The 20,416-nt window shown below is 69.5% G+C and carries 17 protein-coding genes; 7 read left to right on the top strand and 10 right to left on the bottom strand.

Annotation, left to right across the window (positions count from 1 at the left end):
• Window positions 1-17 precede the first annotated feature (17 nt).
• The 7 genes from N7E59_RS11830 to N7E59_RS07435 are packed head-to-tail and all read right to left on the bottom strand — an operon-like array spanning window position 18 to window position 10,567.
• Window positions 18-2,423, bottom strand: a complete 2,406-nt coding sequence (locus tag N7E59_RS11830; protein ID WP_315943001.1) for a protein kinase domain-containing protein — start codon at window positions 2,421-2,423, stop codon at window positions 18-20.
• Window positions 2,420-4,471, bottom strand: coding sequence for a serine/threonine protein kinase (locus tag N7E59_RS07460; RefSeq protein WP_261624291.1), 2,052 nt, complete (start codon window positions 4,469-4,471; stop codon window positions 2,420-2,422). The genes N7E59_RS11830 and N7E59_RS07460 overlap by 4 nt, the downstream gene beginning before the upstream one ends.
• The gene (locus N7E59_RS07455) at window positions 4,468-5,913 is read right to left on the bottom strand and encodes a penicillin-binding transpeptidase domain-containing protein (RefSeq protein ID WP_261624290.1); all 1,446 of its coding nucleotides are present in this window, start codon (window positions 5,911-5,913) and stop codon (window positions 4,468-4,470) included. The genes N7E59_RS07460 and N7E59_RS07455 overlap by 4 nt, the downstream gene beginning before the upstream one ends.
• Window positions 5,910-7,382 (bottom strand): FtsW/RodA/SpoVE family cell cycle protein, encoded by a 1,473-nt coding sequence (locus tag N7E59_RS07450; RefSeq protein ID WP_261624289.1) that lies wholly within the window; start codon window positions 7,380-7,382, stop codon window positions 5,910-5,912. Before N7E59_RS07450 ends, N7E59_RS07455 begins: the two co-directional genes overlap by 4 nt.
• A complete protein-coding gene (locus N7E59_RS07445) occupies window positions 7,379-9,148 on the bottom strand; it encodes a PP2C family protein-serine/threonine phosphatase (protein ID WP_261624288.1) in 1,770 nt (589 codons plus the stop codon). Before N7E59_RS07445 ends, N7E59_RS07450 begins: the two co-directional genes overlap by 4 nt.
• A gap of 4 nt (window positions 9,149-9,152) precedes the next feature.
• The gene (locus N7E59_RS07440; RefSeq protein WP_261624287.1) at window positions 9,153-9,743 is read right to left on the bottom strand and encodes an FHA domain-containing protein FhaB/FipA; all 591 of its coding nucleotides are present in this window, start codon (window positions 9,741-9,743) and stop codon (window positions 9,153-9,155) included.
• 5 nt (window positions 9,744-9,748) lie between these two features.
• Window positions 9,749-10,567 carry an FhaA domain-containing protein gene (locus N7E59_RS07435; protein ID WP_261624286.1) on the bottom strand — a complete coding sequence of 273 codons (819 nt, stop codon included), beginning with the start codon at window positions 10,565-10,567 and terminating at the stop codon, window positions 9,749-9,751.
• A gap of 265 nt (window positions 10,568-10,832) precedes the next feature.
• Between N7E59_RS07435 and N7E59_RS07430 the strand changes: the two genes are divergently transcribed.
• Complete coding sequence (locus N7E59_RS07430; protein WP_261624285.1) at window positions 10,833-11,372, top strand: YceI family protein; 540 nt, start codon at window positions 10,833-10,835, stop codon at window positions 11,370-11,372.
• 103 nt (window positions 11,373-11,475) lie between these two features.
• Window positions 11,476-12,243 (top strand): sulfite exporter TauE/SafE family protein, encoded by a 768-nt coding sequence (locus N7E59_RS07425; RefSeq protein ID WP_261624284.1) that lies wholly within the window; start codon window positions 11,476-11,478, stop codon window positions 12,241-12,243.
• Window positions 12,244-12,252: 9 nt separating this feature from the next.
• Here the strand turns inward: N7E59_RS07425 and N7E59_RS07420 are convergent, their stop codons facing one another.
• Window positions 12,253-13,365, bottom strand: coding sequence for a phosphatase PAP2 family protein (locus tag N7E59_RS07420; protein WP_261624283.1), 1,113 nt, complete (start codon window positions 13,363-13,365; stop codon window positions 12,253-12,255).
• A gap of 391 nt (window positions 13,366-13,756) precedes the next feature.
• Between N7E59_RS07420 and N7E59_RS07415 the strand changes: the two genes are divergently transcribed.
• Together N7E59_RS07415 and N7E59_RS07410 are read left to right on the top strand one after the other, a co-directional pair.
• Window positions 13,757-14,563, top strand: a complete 807-nt coding sequence (locus N7E59_RS07415) for a LysR family transcriptional regulator substrate-binding protein (protein ID WP_261624282.1) — start codon at window positions 13,757-13,759, stop codon at window positions 14,561-14,563.
• Window positions 14,564-14,665: 102 nt separating this feature from the next.
• Window positions 14,666-15,637: a bile acid:sodium symporter family protein gene (locus N7E59_RS07410; RefSeq protein WP_261624281.1), complete on the top strand. Its 972-nt coding sequence runs from the start codon at window positions 14,666-14,668 to the stop codon at window positions 15,635-15,637.
• A gap of 137 nt (window positions 15,638-15,774) precedes the next feature.
• Here N7E59_RS07410 and thiE read toward each other — a convergent pair whose 3' ends face one another.
• Together thiE and N7E59_RS07400 are read right to left on the bottom strand one after the other, a co-directional pair.
• Window positions 15,775-16,506, bottom strand: coding sequence for a thiamine phosphate synthase (gene thiE / locus N7E59_RS07405; RefSeq protein WP_261624280.1), 732 nt, complete (start codon window positions 16,504-16,506; stop codon window positions 15,775-15,777).
• Between the two features lie 66 nt (window positions 16,507-16,572).
• Window positions 16,573-17,136 carry a sugar O-acetyltransferase gene (locus N7E59_RS07400; RefSeq protein WP_261624279.1) on the bottom strand — a complete coding sequence of 188 codons (564 nt, stop codon included), beginning with the start codon at window positions 17,134-17,136 and terminating at the stop codon, window positions 16,573-16,575.
• 126 nt (window positions 17,137-17,262) lie between these two features.
• On the opposite strand from N7E59_RS07400, the gene N7E59_RS07395 reads away from it, so the two are divergent.
• From N7E59_RS07395 to N7E59_RS07385, 3 genes are all read left to right on the top strand, one after another.
• On the top strand, window positions 17,263-17,577 hold the full coding sequence (locus N7E59_RS07395; protein WP_261624278.1) for a hypothetical protein: 315 nt from the start codon (window positions 17,263-17,265) through the stop codon (window positions 17,575-17,577).
• A gap of 232 nt (window positions 17,578-17,809) precedes the next feature.
• On the top strand, window positions 17,810-19,264 hold the full coding sequence (locus N7E59_RS07390; RefSeq protein WP_261624277.1) for a type I restriction-modification system subunit M: 1,455 nt from the start codon (window positions 17,810-17,812) through the stop codon (window positions 19,262-19,264).
• On the top strand, window positions 19,261-20,415 hold the full coding sequence (locus N7E59_RS07385) for a restriction endonuclease subunit S (RefSeq protein WP_261624276.1): 1,155 nt from the start codon (window positions 19,261-19,263) through the stop codon (window positions 20,413-20,415). Before N7E59_RS07390 ends, N7E59_RS07385 begins: the two co-directional genes overlap by 4 nt.
• Window position 20,416 lies beyond the last annotated feature (1 nt).

Below are 20,416 nucleotides of genomic sequence, written 5' to 3'. Positions count from 1 at the left end.
ATCACCGCCGGGCGCGGTCAGTCGTCCCCGTCGTCGTCATCACCGTCGTCATCGTCGTCCCCGCCGTCGTCGCCACCGCCGTTCCCATCGCCGTTCCCATCGCCGTTCCCGTTCCCGCCGTCGTCGTCGGTCGGGGAGTCGTCCGCCGTGGGCGAGTCGTCCTCGGTGGCCTCGTCGGTGGTCTCATCCTCGTCGGGCTCATCCGTCTCATCCTCGATGGCCTCGTCGGTGGTCTCGTCCTCGTCCGGCTCGTCGGTCTCCTCGTCGTCCTCGTCGTCCTCGTCGTCCTCATCGTCCTCATCGGTCTCGTCCTCGTCCGGCTCCTCGGTCTCGTCGTCGTCCTCCTCCGGCGTCGGCTCGGGACGCGGGGCGGTGGCGATGGCCAGGGAGACGGTGGAGCCCTGCGGGATCTGCGAGCCGCCCGTGACGTCGCTGCCGCCCGACTGCATCGAGAGCACCTGGCCGGCGGGGACGTCTCCGATCTGCCAGGTGTAGGTGGTCACCTGCAGGCCGTAGTCGTTCTGCAGCGTCGAGACCGCCTCGGACTCGGTCATACCGGTGACGTCGGGCAGTTCGACCAGACCGTTGGAGAGCAGCAGGTCGACCTCCGTGCCGCGGCTGACCATGCTCCCGGCCTCGGGATCCAGGCTGATCAGCGTGTCCTCCTCCACGGAGGGGTGGGGACCGTCGCTGACGTCGCCGACCTCCAGACCGACCTCCTCGAGGGCCTCGCGCACCTCCTCCTCGGTGCTGCCCTGCAGCCCTTCGGGCACCGCGACCTGGTCGGGTCCTGCGGAGATGAGCAGGGTGACGTCGTCGTCCGGATCCACGGAGGTGCCGGCCTCGGGGTCGGTGCCCACGGCGTGGTCCTCCTCGACCTCATCGTCGCCGACCGTCTCGATCTCCGGATCGATGTCGGCGTCGTTGAGCTCCTGGATCGCCTCCTCACGCGGCATGCCGGCCACGTCGGGGATCTCCGTGTCCTGCGCGTCCACCATGCGCATCAGCGCCCAGGCGCCGACTGCGATGAGCAGCACCATCAGCACGACCCACAGCCAGATGAGGCCCCGGCGCCGCGCACCGGTGCCGGCCACGGCGGATGAGCCCTCATGGACGGCCGGATCCTCCGGGGTCCGGGCCGAGGGCGCGGCGGCCGCCCCGGCCGCTCCGGCGGCACCCACTCCGGCCGCCGGTGCCGCGGCCACCGCGGAGACGGCCTCGGTGGGGTTCTCCTCCTGGTGCACCGCCGCGTAGGCGGGTTCGACGTGGATGCCGCGCAGCGACTCGGACAGCGCCTGGTCGAACTCTGCGGCCGACTGGAACCTCGCGTCGGGGTCCTTCGCCAGCGCCTTGGCCACCACCGACTCCACGGCCGGGGAGACGCTGTGGTTGAACCGCGAGACCCGCGGCGGCTCCTCGCGCACGTGCTGGTAGGCCACCGAGACGGGGGACTCGCCCTGGAACGGCGGACGGTTGGTGAGCAGCTCGAAGAGCACACAGCCGGCGGAGTAGAGGTCCGACCGGTGGTCGACCAGCTCTCCGCGCGCCTGCTCGGGGGACAGGTACTGGGCGGTGCCGACCACGGTGGAGGTCTGGGTCATCGTCGAGGACGTGTCCGCCATCGCCCGGGCGATGCCGAAGTCCATGACCTTCACGTCGCCGGTCTGGGTGACCATGACGTTGGAGGGCTTGATGTCACGGTGGACGATGCCGCGCGAGTGGCTGTAGCCCAGGGCTCCCAGGATCCCGGAGAGATAGTCCGCCGCCTCCTGGTCGGAGACCGGCTTGTTCAGGGCCTCCTCGATGCGGGCCTGCAGCGGGGAGCCGACCTCGGCGGCGGGCCTGGTCCCGGCGGACTGTTCGTCCTCGGAGTCGGCCAGCTCCAGGACGTCGGGGCCCTCAGGCTCATGGTCCTCGTCGAAGGGTGTGCCCGCCTGGGTCTCCCCCGGATCGGCGGCCGCGGCGTCGACGGCTCGGGTGTCGTCGTCGGCCGCCTGCCCGGACTCCGCGGCCCGGGCCTCAGCTTCGGCCCGTCGACGTCGGTCGGTCTCCTGGGTGTCCTCGCCGTCGGGGTGCGGGGTGCCGTGCATGACGTGCCGCAGCGTCACCCCGTCCACGTACTCCATGACGATGAAGGGCGTATGTACGGCGTGCTCGTGGGAATCCTCCACATCGGTGCGCCCGGTGTCGTAGACGCCCACGATGTTCGGATGGTTCAGCGACGCCGAGGACTGGGCCTCCCGGCGGAATCGGCCCTGGAACTGGGGATCGCGCGCCAGGTCCGGCCGGAGCATCTTGATCGCGACGTCGCGGTCCAGGGAGAGGTCCCGGGCCAGGTACACGTCGGCCATGCCGCCGCGCCCGATCAGCGAGGCGATCCGGTAGCGCTCATTGAGGATGCGCGGTTCTTCGGAGTCGTTCATCCCGACGTCTCCGTCTCGCCGGCGACGCCGGAACCGGAACCCTGGCTCGCACCCTGGCCCGCACCCTGGCCGGCGCTGTCGTCGGCGCCGGGATCGGAACCGGCGTCGGGCGCCGGAGGACCCTGGTCTCCGCCCGCCGAGTCGGTCGCCGTCCCGGTCTGGCCGTCCTGTCCGTCCTGACCGTCTCCGCCGGTGCCCGGGCTCTGTTCGGCGGCGTCCTGGTCCGGCGAGGCCTCGTCCTGGCCCTCGTCGTCCGGGGTCGGGGAGGCCTCATCGGTGGGCGAGGCCTCGTCCGTCGGCTCCTGGGTGCCGTCACCGTCACCGTTTCCGTCACCGTCGTCCCCGCCGCCGGTCTGGTCGTCCGGTACGGCGGTGTCCTGCTGGGTCGGCTCGGAGCGGCCCTCGGTCCCTCCGGCGTAGTGGAGGGTGACCGTGCTGCCCACCGAGACTTCACCGGTGGGGGTCACATTGACGACGATGCCGGCGGCCTGCGAGGACTCCACCTCCTCGGCGGAGACCTCCAACCCCTCGTCCTCCAGGATCTCAGTGGCCTCCTCCACGGTCAGACCCACCAGCTCGGCGGAGTCCACGTCCACCAGGTCGGAGCCTTCGGTGTAGGTCTCGGTGACCGTCGGCTGCGGGTCCGGGTCCTCGTTGCCCAGGGCGGGCAGCACCAGCGCACCGAAGACGGCCAGCAGCAGCAGGGCGATCAGCGCCACCAGGGGCCACCGCCACTGGGAACGGCGCCCGCCGCGGGAGTCCTTCGTCGTCCTGTCGTCGGTCTCGGTGGTCTGCCCCGGGTCGGTCGAACGGGTCGCGTCGGAGGCCGCGGCGGCACCTGCCGCACCTGCCGCGGGGGCCGAGGCGTGAGCCGCGGCGGTGCCGGAGGCGGCGTCCTCGGGCCGGGGGTCGTCGGAGCCCTCACCGGAGTTCGGCAGCGGACGTGCCGGATCGGAGGACTGCGACGCCGCCCCCCGCTCCTCCGGCGGCTGCTGAGGGGTGCCGGCAGAGGGTGCGGCCGCACCGGCACCTGCAGCCGCACCGGCTCCCGCCGCGCCCGCGGCCGCACCGCCGCCGGCGGACTGCCCGGCATCGGACGCGTGCGGACGGGGCACGACCTCGGTCGGCCGGGTGGCGTTCTGCGTGGGGATCAGCTGGGTGGAGTCGTCTTCGTCCTGGGAGGCCATGTGCTGCCCCATCGTCGGCACGGCGGCCACCGCACCGTCGACGTCGTGGCGCAGCAGCGCATCGGCGGCCTCGGCCAGCTTCGTGGCGTTGGCCGGACGGTCCGCCGGATCCTTCGCCAGGGTGGCCATGATCAGCGCGCGCACCGGCTCAGGCACCGACTCCGGCAGCGGAGGCGGGGCGTCGTTGACCTGCTTCAGGGCGATGGCGATCTGCGCCTCGCCGGTGAACGGCCGGTGCCCGGCCAGGGCCTCATAGGCGATGATGCCCAGCGCGTAGATGTCCGAGGACCCGGTGGCGTGCTGGCCCGTGGCCTGCTCCGGCGAGAGGTACTGCACGGTGCCCATGACCTGACCGGTGGCCGTCAGCGGCACCTGGTCGGCCAGCCGGGCGATCCCGAAGTCGGTGATCTTCACCCGGCGGGTCGGGGTGATCAGCAGGTTCCCCGGCTTCACGTCCCGGTGCACCAGCCCCTGATCGTGGGCGACCTGCAGAGCCCGGGAGGTCTGGGCGATGATCGAGAGCGTCTTCTCCCACGGCAGGGTCCGATCCTTCTCCAGGAGCACCGAAAGCGGACGACCGGGGACCAGCTCCATCACCAGGTACCCGGACCCGGCCTGCTCGCCGTAGTCGTAGATGTCGGCGATGCCCGGATGGTTCAGCAGCGCGGTGTGGCGGGCCTCGGCACGGAAACGGCGCAGGAACGCCTCGTCGCCGGTGTACTCCTCCTTGAGGATCTTGATCGCCACGGTGCGGCCCAGGACCTCGTCGGAGGCCGTCCAGACCTCACCCATCCCGCCGACGGCGATGCGCTCGGTGAGCTTATAGCGCTCACCCATGAGGATGCCGACAGTCGGCCTCATTCCTCGATCACCGCCTCGAACATGGTCAGCATATTGGGCGCCGTCAGACCCGTGCCGGTCTCGAAGACGATCCTCTCATAGGCCACAGTGACGGCGTACTGGGGGTCGTCGGCCGGGGCGAAGCCCGTGACCCAGGAGTTCACCAGATCGGTCCCGCCGATCTGCCCGGTGCCCGTCTTCGCCGCGATGTCGATGTCGGAGCTGTTCGCGCGGTGGGCGGTGCCCTCCTCCACGGCGGCCTGCATCAGCTCGGTCATGTCGTCGGCGACGTCGGAGCTGATCGGCTGCCCCAGCTCCTCCGGCTCATGCTGCTCGATGACCTGCAGGTCGGAGCCGCGGACGGTCTCGATCAGGGTGGGCTGCATCATGGTGCCGCCGTTGGCGATCGCCATGGTCATCATGTTGATCTGCATCGGCGTCGCGGTGACGTCGTACTGCCCGATCGAGGACTGGGCCAGCGCGGCGTCGGTCAGGTCCTCCGGGAAGTGGGAGGCGGTGACCGACAGCGGGATCTGCATCTCCGAGTTCCATCCGAAGTCCTCGGCGGCCTCCCGGATCGGGTCCTCCCCCATGTCCATGGCCGCCTCGGCGAATGGGGTGTTGCAGGACTGGGCGGTGATGAACGTCAGGTCCGCGCGCGAACTGGTGTGGCAGTTCCCGCCGAAGAAGTTCCCCAGCTGGGTCTGCGACTGCGGCAGGGTGATCTGGTCCGGGTTGTCCAGCATGGTGTCGGGCGAATAGTCGCCGGAGCCGAGCATCGCGGCCAGGTCGACCAGTTTGAACGTGGAGCCGGGGGCGATGGTGGAGTTGATCGGCCGGAAGTAGTAGGGGCTCAGGCCCTCCACCGACTCGATCTCGGCCTTGTTCTCGCTGAACTGACTGGTCGAGTGCACGGCCAGCTCATTGGTGTCGTAGCTGGGCCTGGTCGCCATCGCCCGGATCTCGCCGGTCTCGACGTCGGTGACGATGATCGAGCCCCGCTCTCCCTGGGCGAGGGTGTCGTAGGCGACCTGCTGCAGCTCCGGGTCGATGGTCAGCTCCACCTGGGCGCCCTCGTCGGCGGACCCGGTGAACAGGGCGGTCATCCGGTCGAAGAACTGGGAGTCGGCCTGACCGGTGAGGTACTCGTTCATCGCCGACTCCAGGCCGGTGGGAGGTTCGGCGATGGAGTAGAACCCGGTGATCCCGGCGTAGAGCTCCGGGTCGTGGTAGACGCGCTGGTGGTCGAAGGCCGAATCCGAGGGGACCGACTCGGCGATCGGATCGCCGTCGACGGTGATGGTGCCCCGGTCCGCGCCGCGGTCCTGGTACATCTGCCGGACGTTGTGCGGGTGGGCGTTGAGCTCATCGGTCATCGGGACCTGGATGACGCTGATCGCGATGAACAGCGTCATGAACAGGCCGACGGAGACCACCCAGGTGTGACGGATCGCGTTGTTCATCGGGCGCCTCCCGTCCCGGAGCGGGCCTCGTCCTCGTCCTGGAACGCGGCGGCCTCGTCCTCGGACGCCGTCGCCTCAGCTGCCTCCGTGGTCGGGTTCTCGATGCCCGAGGCCTCGTCACCCGAGGCGTTGACCATCGGGCCGACGACGATGGGTCGGCGGGCGGCATGCGAGATCAGCAGCACCAGGGCCACGATCAGCCAGTTGCCCAGCAGCGAAGAGCCTCCGGCGGCCAGGAACGGGGCGGTCAGACCCGTCATCGGGATGACCCGGGTGATGCCGCCGAGGACCACGAAGACCTGCAGCACCAGCATCACCGCGAACCCGACCGCCAGCAGCTTGCCGAAGGCGTCCCGGGTGCCGAGGCCTGCGCGCATGAAGCGGCTGAACAGCAGCAGGTACAGCAGCAGCATGGCGGTCAGCCCGATCAGGCCCAGCTCCTCGCCGAAGGCCGCCAGGATCATGTCCGAGTTCGCCAGCGGGACCCGGTTGGGCATGCCCGAACCGAGTCCGGTGCCGGTCAGCCCGCCGTTGGCCAGGCCGAAGATCCCCTGCACCACCTGTTCGGAGCCGCCGAACTCCCGGGAGTAGATGTCCTCGTCGAAGGCGTTGAGCCAGATGTCCACGCGGGCGGTGACGTGGGGGACGAACATCCACGCCAGCACTCCGCCGACGGCGACGAGCAGCCCGCCGATGATGATCCAGGACAGTCGCGAGGTGGCCACGTAGATCATGGCCATGAACAGCCCGAAGAACATGATCGAGTTGCCCAGATCGGTCTGGACCACCAGCACGCCGATCGCGACCAGCCAGCCGATCATCAGCGGCGCCAGGTCCTGGATCCGCGGGAACTGCAGCGGACCGAACTTCCGGCCGGCCAGCAGGATCAGGTCGCGGTTGTTGGCCAGGAACCCGGCGAAGAACACGCCCAGGGCGATCTTGGCCAGCTCGGAGGGCTGGAAGGAGGCGAAGCCCAGGTTCACCCAGATGCGGGCGCCGTTGATCTCCATGCCGATGCCCGGGAGCATCGGCAGGAACAGCAGCACCGTGCCGACGACGAGCGAGAGGTAGGTCAGCTGACGCAGCCGGCGGTGGTCCTGCAGGAACCACAGCAGCGCCATGGCGAACGCCATCGACACCGCCGACCACAGCAGCTGCCGGTCGGCGACGGAGCCGTCGCCGCCGGCCAGGTCGATGCGGTGGATCATCGCGATGCCCAGCCCGTTGAGGGTCACCACGATGGGCAGGATGAACGGGTCGGCGTACTTCGCGCGGATGCGCAGGATGATGTGGAAGACCAGCACCACTCCGGCGTAGATCCCGCCGTCGACGTAGTAGCCCTCGTCGATGGGGGCGTCCATCGCCGCGGCGGTGATGATCTGGGCGCCCACGGCGACGACGAGGGCGAGCAGCAGCAGGAACAGCTCCAGGTTCCGGCGCGGTGCGGGAGCGGTCTCGGTCCGGATCATCGGCGACCACCCCGTGCCTCTGCGGTCTCCTCGTCCGTCTCCTCTTCTGTGGCGTCGTCGGTGGCCTCGTCCGTGGCCTCATCGGTGGAGTCCGACTCCTCGTCGGTCTCCTCGTCCTCGTCGTCGACGCCGGCAGAGTCCCGCAGCTGGTCGACGATCTGATCCGCGTGGGACCTCGAGTCGGCCGGGATGCCCCCGGAGACGCGTTCGCGCTGGTAGGCGGTGAGGTCGTCCACGCTGATTCCGGTCAGCTCGTCCGACTCCGAGAGCTTCCACGGACCCAGGGACTGGGAGACGCCGTTGAACACGGCCACCTCGCCGTCCTCCTCACCCACGTAGTACTGGGTCTGGGTCCAGATGTATCCGAGGAACAGCACTGCGGCCAGCAGCACCGTGACCAGCCCGACGACGGTGGTCAGCAGCCATCCGACCCGCCGCGGACGGTGCACGGCGGCGCGGGCGGCGATCTCATCCTCGATGTCGAGCTCGTCGTCCACCTCGTCGGCCACGTCCCGGTCGCCGGGGTCGCCGCCTGCCGCCAGCGGCCCGGTGCGGTCGCCCGGTTCGGAGGACCGCTCGGCCGATGCGGGCGGGGCGTGCGGGTCGGGGGCGGCGGCCTCGGTCGCGGCCGAGGCGGCACCGGCCTGGGCGAGCAGGTCGTCGTGCTCGTGACGGACCTGCCGCAGCGGCTGGCCGGTCAGGCGGGCGGCGAGCACGGGCTCGTCCACGCTGCGGCGCACCACCGGGATCATGCCGGTCTCGGTGGCCTGGGCGGCGGCTCCGACCAGGCGGTGGGGCCGGGCCTCGAGGTCCTGGCCCAGCATGGACGCCGAGAGCGGGGACAGCTCGTCGTGGTCCTCGGGGGGATGTTCGGAGAGCGCGTCGACGTTGACCACCGGCACCATCTCCATGGTGTGCTCCGAGTCGGCGGCCTCGTCCTCGGACACCGGGCGCTCCTCGGCCACCGGCTCGTACACCTCGGAGGCCGAGGCGACCGCGGCGGGGGACAGCGGGGTGGGACGGTTGCGGGTCAGGTCGCCCTCATCGGCCTCGACGACCTCCAGGCACACCACGGTGACGTTGTCCGGGGCGCCGCCCTCGATGGTGAGGTCCACCAGGTCGTCGACGATCGACTCCAGGGACTGGGTGGAGCGCAGCTTCTGCTCGATGAGCCGGTCCGAGACCACCGCGTTGAGCCCGTCCGAGCACAGCATCCAGCGTTCCCCGGCTTCGACGGGGAAGGAGGTGATGTCCAGCTCCGGGGAGGCGTCGACGTCGCCGAGCACACGCATCAGCACGTTCCTGTGCGGGTGGTGCTCCGCCTGGGCGGGGTCGAGGCGCCCCTCGTCGACCAGGCGCTGGACGAAGGTGTGGTCCTTGCTGACCTGGCGGAAGCGGCCCTTCTTGAGCCGGTAGGCGCGCGAGTCCCCGATGTGCGCGAATTGCATGCGGTCGTCGGTGATCAGCAGGGAGGTGATGGTGGTGCCCATCCCGGCCAGCTTGGGGTTCGCCTGCACCAGGCGGTTGAGGAACGCGTTGGCCGTCTGGATCTCATCGGGCAGCACGGTGTCCGGGGCGGTGAAGCCGCGGGTGTCCAGGTGGGCCAGGTCCAGCACGGTGGAGGCGGAGGCCACGTTGCCCCCGGCGTGTCCGCCCATGCCGTCGGCGACGACGGCGAAGTAGCGCCCCGCGTACCCGGAGTCATCGTTCTTGGAGCGGACGACGCCGGTGTTGGAGCGGGCGGCGAATCGGAAGACCAGGGACACGGGCTCAGGCCTTCAGTTCCAGGACGGTCTTGCCGATGCGGATGCGCTCGCCAGGCTCGACGGTGGCCGCGCGGGTGAGCTGCTCCTCGCCCAGCCAGGTGCCGTTGGTGGACCCCAGATCCTCGATGAACCAGCGCGAGCCCTGCGGGAACAGGCGGGCGTGCTTGCCCGAGGCGTAGTCGTCGACCAGCACGAGGGTGGACTCCTGGGCACGCCCGAGCATGATCGGAGCCGATCCGAGCTCGACCTCGGTGCCGGTCGCCGGGCCCTCGACGACGACCAGCGCCCGCGGACGCGGACGCTGCGCGGAGGCGGCCGGAGCCTGCTCGGCCTGCGTGGGGTGCCCGGATGCGGCGGCACTGTGGCCCCCTGCACCAGCCGCACCGCCGTGCCCCGCCGGTGCGCCGGCCGTCGCGGCGGCGGACTCACGACGACGTCGTCGGCCCTGACCCGAACGGGTCGATTCGTCCTGCGGCGCCCGGGAGCGCTTGGAGATCATCAGGTCGCGGCTCTGTGCGGCCACGATGGAGAGGATGAGGACCCACAGGAGCAGCAGCAGACCGAACTGCAGGACGGTGACGGCGAGCTGACTCATCAGGGTCAGCCCTCGGTGACCATGCGGAAGCGCAGGCGCGCCCCGCCCAGGGAGATCAGCGCGCTGTCGAAGAGCTCCGTGCCGGGCGCCTCCGGGTCGAGCCGCTCCCCGTCCACGTAGGTGCCGTTGGTCGATCCGAGGTCGCGGGCGAAGTACCGCTCGCCCTGGCGGTAGATCTCCATGTGGCGCCGGGAGATCCCTGAGTCGGCGATGGAGATCCCGGCTCCGGAGGAGCGGCCGACGACGGTGTTCGCCGCCAGCTCGTGGCGGGCGCCGTCGTGCTCGACCACGGCGACCACCCGGGGCGGGGCCACCACGGGGCTGACGATGGTGGCGTCGGAGTCGTAGCCCGAGCCGCGGTGCCCCCCTGCGGCAGGCGCGGACGCCGCCGAAGGCGCCGACGACGACGTTGTCGACGACGTTGCCGAGGAGGCCGGGCGCGCCGAGGGGGCGGCACCCTTCTCCGTGGTCGATTCGATGTTCAGCTGCCCGCGCCTGAGGTCGGTGTTCTTCACGAACGTCGCCCGCACCGGTCCGCGCAGCGTGTAGCCCTGGGAGTCGGCGTGGCGGATGATCTCCTCGCACAGCTCCTCGGCCAGGGCCACCCCGTACTTCTTCGCCTCGGCGAAGTCGTCCGGGGACAGGCGGATCTTGTACACGTTGGGGACGAACGAGCGTCCCTGCGACATGGTGAAGGACTCGCGGTCCATGTGGCGTCGTACTGCGGTGGCGATCTCCACGGGGCCGAGGCTCCCTCCACGTCCGGAGAAGGCTCCGCGCACGGCCTTCTCGATGCCTCGTTCGAGGTTGTCGAGCAGTCCCACGGCGCCTCCTCTCGTCCGGTCTCTGGCCCCTGCCGCCGAGGTTCCGGGCGGCGGGACGTCGGTCAGTCCATGGTCGATTCTAGCGGCCAGGTCCGCACAGACGGCATCGGGCGTCCGCGCGCCGGGGAACACGGCGTCCAGGGGTGTGATGCATCCCACTAATCAAGATTTGAAATAAATCGGCGGGGTCTGCCGTTGTCCCTGATGCACGCCGCAGGACGGCGTTCCGCAGCATCGAAACCACACGTCGGAAGGACGACCCATCATGGCAGCACTGACCGCCGGCACCTGGAACTACGACCCCTCCCACTCCGAGGTCGGACTCACCGTCCGCCACGCGGGCATCTCCAAGACCCGCGCGTCGTTCGAGGACGTCCGGTCCACCCTCGAGGTCGGAGCAGACGGCATCGCCGCCGTCGAGGCCCAGGTCCAGGCCGCCTCGTTCTCCTCCGGGAACGAGGACCGCGACGGACACATCCGCAGCGAGGACTTCCTCGACGCCGAGCAGCACCCGGTGCTGACCTTCCGCGCCGAGGGCGCGGCGGTCACCGAGGAGGAGTTCGAACTCTCCGGCGACCTCACCATCCGTGGGGTGACCCGCCCGGTGACCTTCGACGCCGAGTTCGGCGGCCAGGCCGTGGACCCCTTCGGAGCCACCCGCGCCGGGTTCTCCGCCACCACGACCATCTCCCGGAAGGACTTCGGCCTCACCTGGAACGCCGCCCTCGAGGCCGGCGGAGTGCTGGTCAGCGACAAGGTGAAGATCGAGCTGGAGGTGGCCTACGTCCTCGACCAGGGCGAGTGAGCCGCCCCGACCGGCGGACGAGCCGGCGGGACTAGAGTGGTCGCGGAGCGCCTGAGCGCGCTCCGCGACCACTGTCGTCCGTGCGATCAGCGAGGTGCCTGCCATGAGCGTGCTCGGCATCTCCGCGGTGATCGCGACTGCAGTGCTGGTCGGCACCGTGCTGCAGCGGATCTCGGGCTCCGGGGTGGGGCTGGTCGTCGCCCCGGTGCTCACCATCATCATCGGCCCCGGACTCGGCGTGCTCATCACGAACATGACCACGATGGTCTCCGGGTTCCTCATCATGCTCGCGGTGCTGCCGCGGATCGACTGGCGGCGCTACCGCAGGGTCGGACTGCCGGCCGTGCTCGGCGCCGTCCCCGGTGCGTGGCTGGTCGGCCAGCTCTCCGCCGGGTGGCTGGCGATCATCCTCGCCGGGCTCGTGCTGTGCGCGCTGGCGCTGACCATCGGCCTGCCGAAGCTCCCGCAGTGGACGGGCCGGACCTCCGGGATCATCGCCGGGACCCTGGGCGGCTTCTTCAACACCACCTCGGGGGTGGCCGCGCCGGTCATGGTCGTCTACTCCCGGGTCTCCGCCTGGGGGCCCAGCAGCTTCGCGGCCACGATGCAGCCGATCTTCCTGACCATGGGTGCCGCCTCCGTGGTCACCAAGCTCGCCATGGGCTCGGTGGACACCGACGGCCACGTGCCGGTGGATCTGTGGGTGCTCTTCCCGCTGGTCGTGGTCACGGTGCTCGTGGGCATCGGCGCGGGCGGGCTGCTCGCGAAGGTCGTGACCCCCACCGGGGCACGACGACTCGCCATGACGCTGGCCACCCTCGGAGCCGTGGGCGCGCTGATCCGCGGCGTCCTCGAGGTCGCCGGAGGCTGAGCGGAACGCTCAGGCGCGACGGGCGGGTGCCGCCTCCGAGGCCATCGCGGGGGAGGAGGCGACGTCGTCGGCCTCGATGTCGATGCCGACCTCGTGCTCGGAGAGACCCTGCTCCTCGGCCACCAGACGGCGTGCTCCCTGATGGTTCGTGGCCCAGGCGCCCAGCGACACCGCCGCCCAGCCGATGGCCACGCCGGCGATGTTGTCGATCAGGTAGTGCCAGCCGAAGTACAGCGTGGCCACGAAGGTCATCCCGAAGAAGGCCCAGGCGACCCACCGGACGACCACGTGCTGGTTCGACCGGTGCATGAACAGGGCGGCGGCGAAGGTCACCGACACGTGCAGCGACGCGAAGGCGGCCACACCGTGGATGACGTCGCTGGTGGCCGGATCCGCGAGGAACTCCAACCTGTTGTTCATCAGCGCCGCCTGCAGACTGCTCACGCCGGTGTCGGGGAGCTGCTGGTACAGGTCCGGACGGGCGTAGATCGGGCCCAGCGCCGGCATGATGTAGTAGCTGATCGTGCCCAGCACCCAGTTCAGGCTCAGCGCCGTCGCGTACCAGGCGCCGACGGTCAGGTCCCTGCTGAGGACCAGGAAGATGCCCAGCGTGATGGGGATCAGCGGCAGGTACGCCACGTAGATGAACGAGAGCACCTCGGCGGTCAGATCCATGCCGAAGACGTTGTGCAGGATGATGGCCGGGTCGGTGCCGCCGAACATCCAGCGGTCCAGCTCGAGCAGCTCCCGGTCGTAGAGCGTGCCCTCACGGTAGACCGGGAGCACGCTCTTCAGATTGCGGTAGCCGACGTAGCAGACGTAGAACGTCAGCAGACCCGTGGCGATGTAGAGGACGCGGCGCAGGTTCCATTCGTGCCGAACCACTTCCACCACGCCTCGGGGGATCTGCTTCCATCCGCAGCGTCGGACCGCCGCCGGCAGGATGCCCAGGGCGAACATGAGCAGGGCGAGCAGAGGCAGGCGGATGTACGCCGGCCCCAGGAAGCCCTCCGGGTCGCGGAGGGGGACTTCGAGGGCCAGCGAACCGATCGCCGCGACCATTCCGATGAGCAGGGAGACGCCGACGATGAACGTGTACGGCCACTGCCGAGCAAACTTCATCTGTCAAGTGTATGACGTAGACGTGTCTTTTGGGTGAATCGAACGGCGTCGAACGCGTCCATGGTGCCGATCGGGGGCCCTCGCGCGCGCTGCGCGCGGTCGGTGCCCCGTGCTGGGACCGGCCTCGTGCCCTGCGATGACGCCGCAGACGACCGGATGTCCGGCTGATCTGGGCGCCTTCGTGTGGAATCGCTCACAGGGTGCCTGTGGGGTGGTCGCTAGGGTGGTGATCGAGGGTCGGGGCCCCCTGGGGCCTGCCGCAGACGCCCTGACCGACGCCGCAGAATGGAGCCCCATGTCCGAGAAGACTCCGCACCGGAACGGCGCCGTCGCCGACGGCGGGGCCCACGGATGCCCGACCGCGCCCGCCCTGCGGACCGAGGTCGCCTGAGTGGAGGACGGAGCCGAGCAGCCCGTGCTGCGTCTGGGGGCGCTGCCCGGTGCCGCCCCGGACCGGTGGGCGGCCCGATGGCGCGACCGCCACCCGGAGGTGCGGCTGCAGATCGACCACTTCGACGAGGACGGGCAGGTGCGGCGTGTGCACGACGGCGTCGTCGACGTCGGCTACCTGCGTGTGCCCGTACAGGAGGACCGCGACGTCGTCGACCGGGACGTGTTCCACCGGGTCTGGCTCTACCGGGAGCACGCCGTGGTGTGCGCGGCCCGAGACCACTGGGTGGCCGCCGCCGAGGAGTCGGTGACCTGGGACGACATCGGCGATGAGACGTTCCTGGAGCCCGCTGAGGTGGCCGCCGGCGCTCCGGGCCCACCTGCGGGGGATGAGCCGCCGGCCGAACTCGCCCGGGCCGAGCGCATGACCCTCGAGGTGGTGGCCTCCGGTGCGGGGCTGCTCGTGCTGCCCCTCTCCACGGCCCAGGCGCTGTCCCGCAAGGACGTGGTCGTGCGCAGGATCGAGGATCACCCCGGCTTCGACGTGGGGCTGTGCTGGCTGCGCGAGCGCGACGACGACGTCATCCAGGAGTTCATCGGTGTGACCCGCGGCCGACGCGCCGACTCGGCCCGCAGCACCTTGGAACCGACCGAGGGGACCGCCCCTGGGGCCTCGGCGAGGCGTGGGGCGGCGAAGGGTGGGGTGGCGAAGCCGAACTCGGGGAAGCGGGACTCGGGGAGACGGGGCTCGGGCTCTGCCCGGACGCCGCGGCGTCGGTCGGGAGGGCCCGGGAGGCGTCGACGCTGACGGCCGGGGTCCGCCCGGCCGATGACCAGCATGCGTCCGAAGAATGAGACGTCGTGACCCCCTGTTGACCCTGAACAGCATCGTGGACACATGCTGTGAAGCATGTCGCACGCACCGAACCGCCGATCCGAGGGAGCCCGCGCCGCCGCCGACGAGTCGCCGCGCAGCGCCACGATCGCCGTCACCGTCTTCCCGCTCCTGATCCTCGGCGGCGCCGCCGCCGCGCTGATCGCACCGGCCACCTTCGCCCCGCTGGGGGCAGGGGTCACCTACGCGCTGATGATCATCATGTTCGGGATGGGGCTGACGCTCACGCTGCCCGACTTCGCGCTGGTGCTGAAGCGACCGCTGCCGGTCCTCGTCGGGGTGCTGTTCCAGTACACCGCGATGCCTCTGCTGGCCCTGGGCATCGCGACGCTGCTCGGACTGCCGCCCGCGCTCGCCGCCGGGCTCATCCTCGTCGGCTGTGTGCCCGGCGGGACGTCGTCGAACGTCGTCACCTACCTGGCGCGCGGCGACGTGGCCCTCTCCGTCACGATGACCTCGGTCTCGACTCTGCTCTCACCGCTGCTCACCCCGCTGCTCACCCTGTGGCTGGCCGGCCAGTTCCTGCCGGTGCCGGCGGGGGACATGGCCTGGAGCATCGTGCAGATCGTGCTGATCCCGGTGGTGGCGGGCCTGGTGCTGCGACTCCTGCTGCCCCGACTGGTCGATGCCGTGCAGCCGGCCCTGCCGTGGATCTCCGTCGCGGGGATCACCTTCGTCGTGCTCGCCGTCGTCGCCGGGTCCACAGACGTGCTGGCCTCGGCCGGTCTCCTGCTGATCCTCGGGGTCGTGCTGCACAACTGCTCCGGATACGCGATCGGCTACCTGGCGGGACGGCTGACCCGCGGCGACGTGCCCACCAGGCGTGCGATCTCCGTGGAGGTCGGGATGCAGAACTCCGGTCTGGCCGCCGGGCTGGGTGCTCAGTACCTCTCCCCGGAGGCGGCCCTGCCCGGTGCGATCTTCTCCGTGTGGCACAACATCTCCGGCGGACTGCTGGCCTCCTTCTGGGGACGCCGCCGCGTCTGACCGGCTGCACGGCTCCACCCCCATCGGGGGAGAGAATTTCGGGGCGAATCGCCGAGATCGGCCACGAGGTTCGCTCCCTCGATGACCGAGTTCTGCTCCTTCGATGAGGGGAGTGCGAGTCGGGCTCTGGGCAGGAGTCAGGCGGGGAGGCGCGAGCGGAGGGCCTCCGCCGCGGCACGGGGGTCGGGGGCGTCGGTCACCGCCCGGACCACCACCGCGCGCCAGGCGCCGGCCTCGGTCACCTGGTCGACGTTCTCGACGTCGATGCCCCCGATCGCGAAGAACGGCTTGGACGGCTCGACGTCGACGGCCGCCCGCGGCAGCTCCAGCCCCACGGCGGCGCGACCCGGCTTCGTCGGGGTCTCCCACACCGGACCGGTGCAGTAGTAGCTGACCTCCGGGTCCTCGGCGGCGATCTGCACCTGCTCCGCCGTGCGGCAGGAGCGGCCGATCAGCACATCGTCGCCGAGGATCGAGCGGGCCTGCTCCGGGCTCAGGTCGTCCTGGCCGATGTGGAAGACGTCGACGTCGGCGATCACCGCCACGTCGGCACGGTCGTTCGCCGCAGAGAGGCCCCCGTACTCGTCGGCGACCTGCTTCAGGAGCCACAGCGCGGAGATCTCGGTCCGGACGGAGACCTGCTTGTCCCGGACCTGGACGATGTCGACGCCGCCGGCGTAGCAGTCCTCGAAGAATGCCCGCAGCGCGTCGAAGTCCAGCTCGTCCACGGGTCCCGCCTCGGGGGCGGTGATGAACCGCTGCAGATCCGTGCACACGTACAGCCGGACGGCCATCAGGCGCTCGCGGCGCAGCTGGCCGAGCTGGCCCGGTTGGGTCTGGTGCTGATGCTCCGGGTGTCCTGTAGTCATGCCGTCAGTCTAGTGCCGCGGCAGAATCCCAGGTCAGTGGGGTGGCGGAGGGCCCCGGCCGTGCGATCAGAGTCGCTTGACGACCTTCGCCGGATTCCCTACGGCGACGACGTCGGCGGGCAGGTCCTTCGTCACCACGGCACCCGCACCGACCACCGTGTTCGCCCCGACGGTGACTCCGGGCAGGACGATGACCCCGCCGCCGAGCCACACGTCGTCGCCGAGGGTGATGGGCTCCGCGCCCTCGACGCCGGCGCGCCGTTGGTCCACCTCGAGGGGATGGGTCGGGGTGAGCAGCTGCACGTTCGGACCGATCTGGCAGCGCTCCCCGATCCGCACCGGCGCACAGTCCAGCGCGGTCAGGCCGCTGTTGATGAACGTGCCCGACCCGATGCTGATGTTCCAGCCGTAGTCGACGCTCAGTCCGGGCCGGACGTCGACGTCCTCGCCGAGCGCACCCACCAGCCGGGCGAGCACGGTCCGCGCGGCGGCCTCATCGTCGACGTAGACGCGTGAGTATTCCTCCGCCAGCTTCAGCGCGGCGCGGTGCTCGGCATGGAGCTCGGCGTCGGGGGTGTACGGCTCACCGGCGAGCATGCGCTGCTTCGCGGTGCGGGGGGCCTCGGTCATCGGTCTCCTCAGGCTCGTCTGGGCGGTGCGTGCGCCTCGACTGTGCCGGCGGCTGCGCCGGTCGTCACGCCAGGAGTCTACGACCGACCCTGGGCGGGGTCGCCGCATTCCCCCCATAATGGGAGCATGAGCACCCAATCACTGATCAGTCCTGACCTCGCACGGGCCGGTCGGGCGCTCGCGCAGGTCTCCGCCGCCGTCATCGCCGACGCGGCGGACCTCGAGCGCGATCAGGTCCGTGAGTTCGAGAAGCGCCGTCGCCCGCTCCACGACGAGCAGATCCGTCGCCTGCAGGCCGCCCTCGAACGGTTCGGCGTCGTGTTCATCCCCGAGGACGACGACCACGGCTACGGGGTGCGGCAGAAGTTCAACTCCCGCAAGGTCCGTCAGATCGAGCGCTGGGAGGGTGAGGGCGGGCCCGTCGGCGACGACGACATCTGAGCAGCCCCCGACGCCCCCGCCGCAGCACGGCTGAGGCCGCCTGGGTTTCTGAGCTGGAAGCGGCCCTAGTTGCAGCCCATATGACTCAGGTAGCCAGGTGTCCGCGAGTGCGGCCAGTATCGCTTGCGTCTCCAGCGTCGGAGGAGACCATTGTCGCCGACGGGGCGGTCCCCGCGAGCAGCCCGAACGTGAGCCAGTAGGAGAGCTGGGCTGGCTTGCTAGAGTTCCGCCTATGGTGACTGGTGACTTGAAGAGCAGGATCGACCGCGTCTGGGACGCTTTCTGGTCTGGCGGTATCAGCAACCCGTTAGAGGTCATCGAGCAGATCACCTACCTGCTGTTCATCCGACGCCTCGACGACATCCAGACCCTGGCCGAACGCAAGGCGAGAGTGACGCAAGACCCTGTCGAGAACCGGGTCTTCCAGCCCGGTGATGATCACCTGCGGTGGGCCCAGTTCAAGAACACCTCGCCCGAGGTGATGTACAAGACCGTCGCCGATGAGGTCTTCCCCCTCTTGCGCGGCCTCGGCGACGGCACCACCTACAGCCAGCACATGAAGGACGCGCGGTTCACCATCCCGAACGCGGCGCTGCTGTCGAAGGTCGTCGACATGCTCGATGGCATCCCGATGGCCGACCGCGACACCAACGGCGACCTGTACGAGTACCTGCTATCCAAGATCGCTTCCGCCGGCGTCAACGGCCAGTTCCGCACCCCGCGCCACATCATCGACCTCATGGTGCAGATGACCGCGCCACAGCCCGTGGACGAGATCTGCGACCCGGCCTGCGGCACAGCGGGCTTCCTCGTTGCGGCAAGCGAGTACATCCGCGAAACTCACCCCGACGCGCTTCTGGACGACGGACAGCGCCGTCACTTCCATTCCTCGATGTTCCACGGCTACGATTTCGACTCGACCATGCTGCGCATCGGCTCCATGAACATGCTCCTGCATGGCGTGGACTCTCCCGACATCCGCTACCGCGACTCCCTCTCTGAGGGCGCCGCCGGCGACACGAACCAGTACTCGCTCATCCTGGCCAATCCGCCGTTCGCCGGTTCACTCGACTACGAGGCGACGTCCAAGGACCTGCAGCGGGTGGTCAAGACGAAGAAGACCGAGCTGCTGTTCCTCGCCCTCTTCCTCAAGCTGTTGAAGCCGGGTGGCCGCGCGGCCGTCATCGTGCCCGACGGCGTGCTGTTCGGCTCGTCGAAGGCCCACAAGGAGCTGCGCCGCATCCTGGTTGAGGACCAGAAGCTCGACGCAGTGGTGAAGCTGCCCAGCGGCGTCTTCCGGCCGTACGCCGGCGTCTCCACGGCCATCCTGTTCTTCACCAAGACCAACTCCGGCGGCACAGACGACGTCTGGTTCTATGACGTCCGCGCCGACGGCTTCTCCCTCGACGACAAGCGCAATCTGGTGGACACCAACGATCTCCCCGACGTGCTGACCCGCTGGCAGAACCTGGATGACGAACAAGACCGCGTCCGCACCGAACAGTCGTTCATGGTGCCGAAGGCCGACATCAAGGCCCAGGGCTACGACCTGTCGGTGAACCGGTACAAGGAGATCGTCCACGACGAGGTCGAGCACCGCGCGCCCATGGAGATCATCGCCGACATCGAGCTACTGGAGGACGAGATCTCCCAGGGCCTCGCCGAGCTGAGGTCGATGCTGTCGTGACCACCCTGGCAGATGTTCTCGACGTGGCCGGAGTCCCGGAACGGATCGTGCATCCGGCCAAAGAACGATTCGTGACCGTCAAGCTCAACGGTGGGGGTGCCATCCGGCGAGTGATCGGCGCCGGGAAGACCCCCGTCCCTTTCACCGGGTACCGAGTTCAAACGGGACAGTTCATCTACTCCCGCATCGATGCGCGCAACGGAGCATTCGCGATTGTTCCTGCTGAGTTGGACGGCGCTGTCGTCAGCAAGGACTTCCCGGTCTTTGAGATCCGCCGCAATCGAATCGACGATCGCTATCTCCAGCACTTCTTTGCGTCAGGACAACTCGAACAACAAATTCGGGCTAGAAGTCGCGGTGCGACCAATCGCCGACGCATCAAAGAGGACGAGTTCCTCGGTTTCCCGATAGCACTCCCGCCCCTCCCCGAGCAGCGCCGCATCGCCACGATCCTCGACCACGCCGACGCCCTCCGCGCCAAGCGCCGCCAAGTCCTCGCCCACCTCGACGCCCTCACCCAGTCGATCTTCAACGACATGTTCGCAAGCACGCCCCAGCATGCACGGCTAAAGGACATCGGTGTAGATTTCGTCAGCGGGAAGAATGTAATAGGAACAGAACTCGACGCGCACCCAACCAACCGTGTGATGAAGGTCAGCGCCATCTCTTCTGGGACCTTCGTGTCTTCAGAGTCTAAGCCGATGCCCAGTCAATACTCACCGCCAGAGAGCCATCGCGTTCAAGCTGGCGATATTCTTTTCGGCCGGGCTAGTGGCTCACTTGATCTGCTCGGCGCAACAACCGTTGTCAGGGGCGAACCGGAGGATCTCTTCCTTCCCGATAAGGTCTGGCGGCTTGTTGTCCGGCCACAAGGACCGGTTGAAGCGCCGTATGTGCTGGGAGTCCTTAGGTCTCCGGAGACGCGCGCTTTCATCCGGCACAACGCAAGTGGTGCTGCGGGTGTTCGCAACATCGGCAAAGCCAAACTCCTGGAGTGTACTGCTCCACTACCTTCGCTCGAGCACCAGCGAGAGTTCGCAAACCGCTTGGAAGCGCATCAGAAGCTTCGCGAACGGATCGAAATCGCTGCACACGCGGACGACGAGCTCTTCGTCTCGCTCCAATCCCGCGCCTTCCGAGGGGAGCTATGAC

Source organism: Nesterenkonia marinintestina, from assembly GCF_025420485.1.
Taxonomy (GTDB): Bacteria; Actinomycetota; Actinomycetes; order Actinomycetales; family Micrococcaceae; genus Nesterenkonia; species Nesterenkonia marinintestina.
This window is presented reverse-complemented; position numbering and strand designations above follow the sequence as displayed.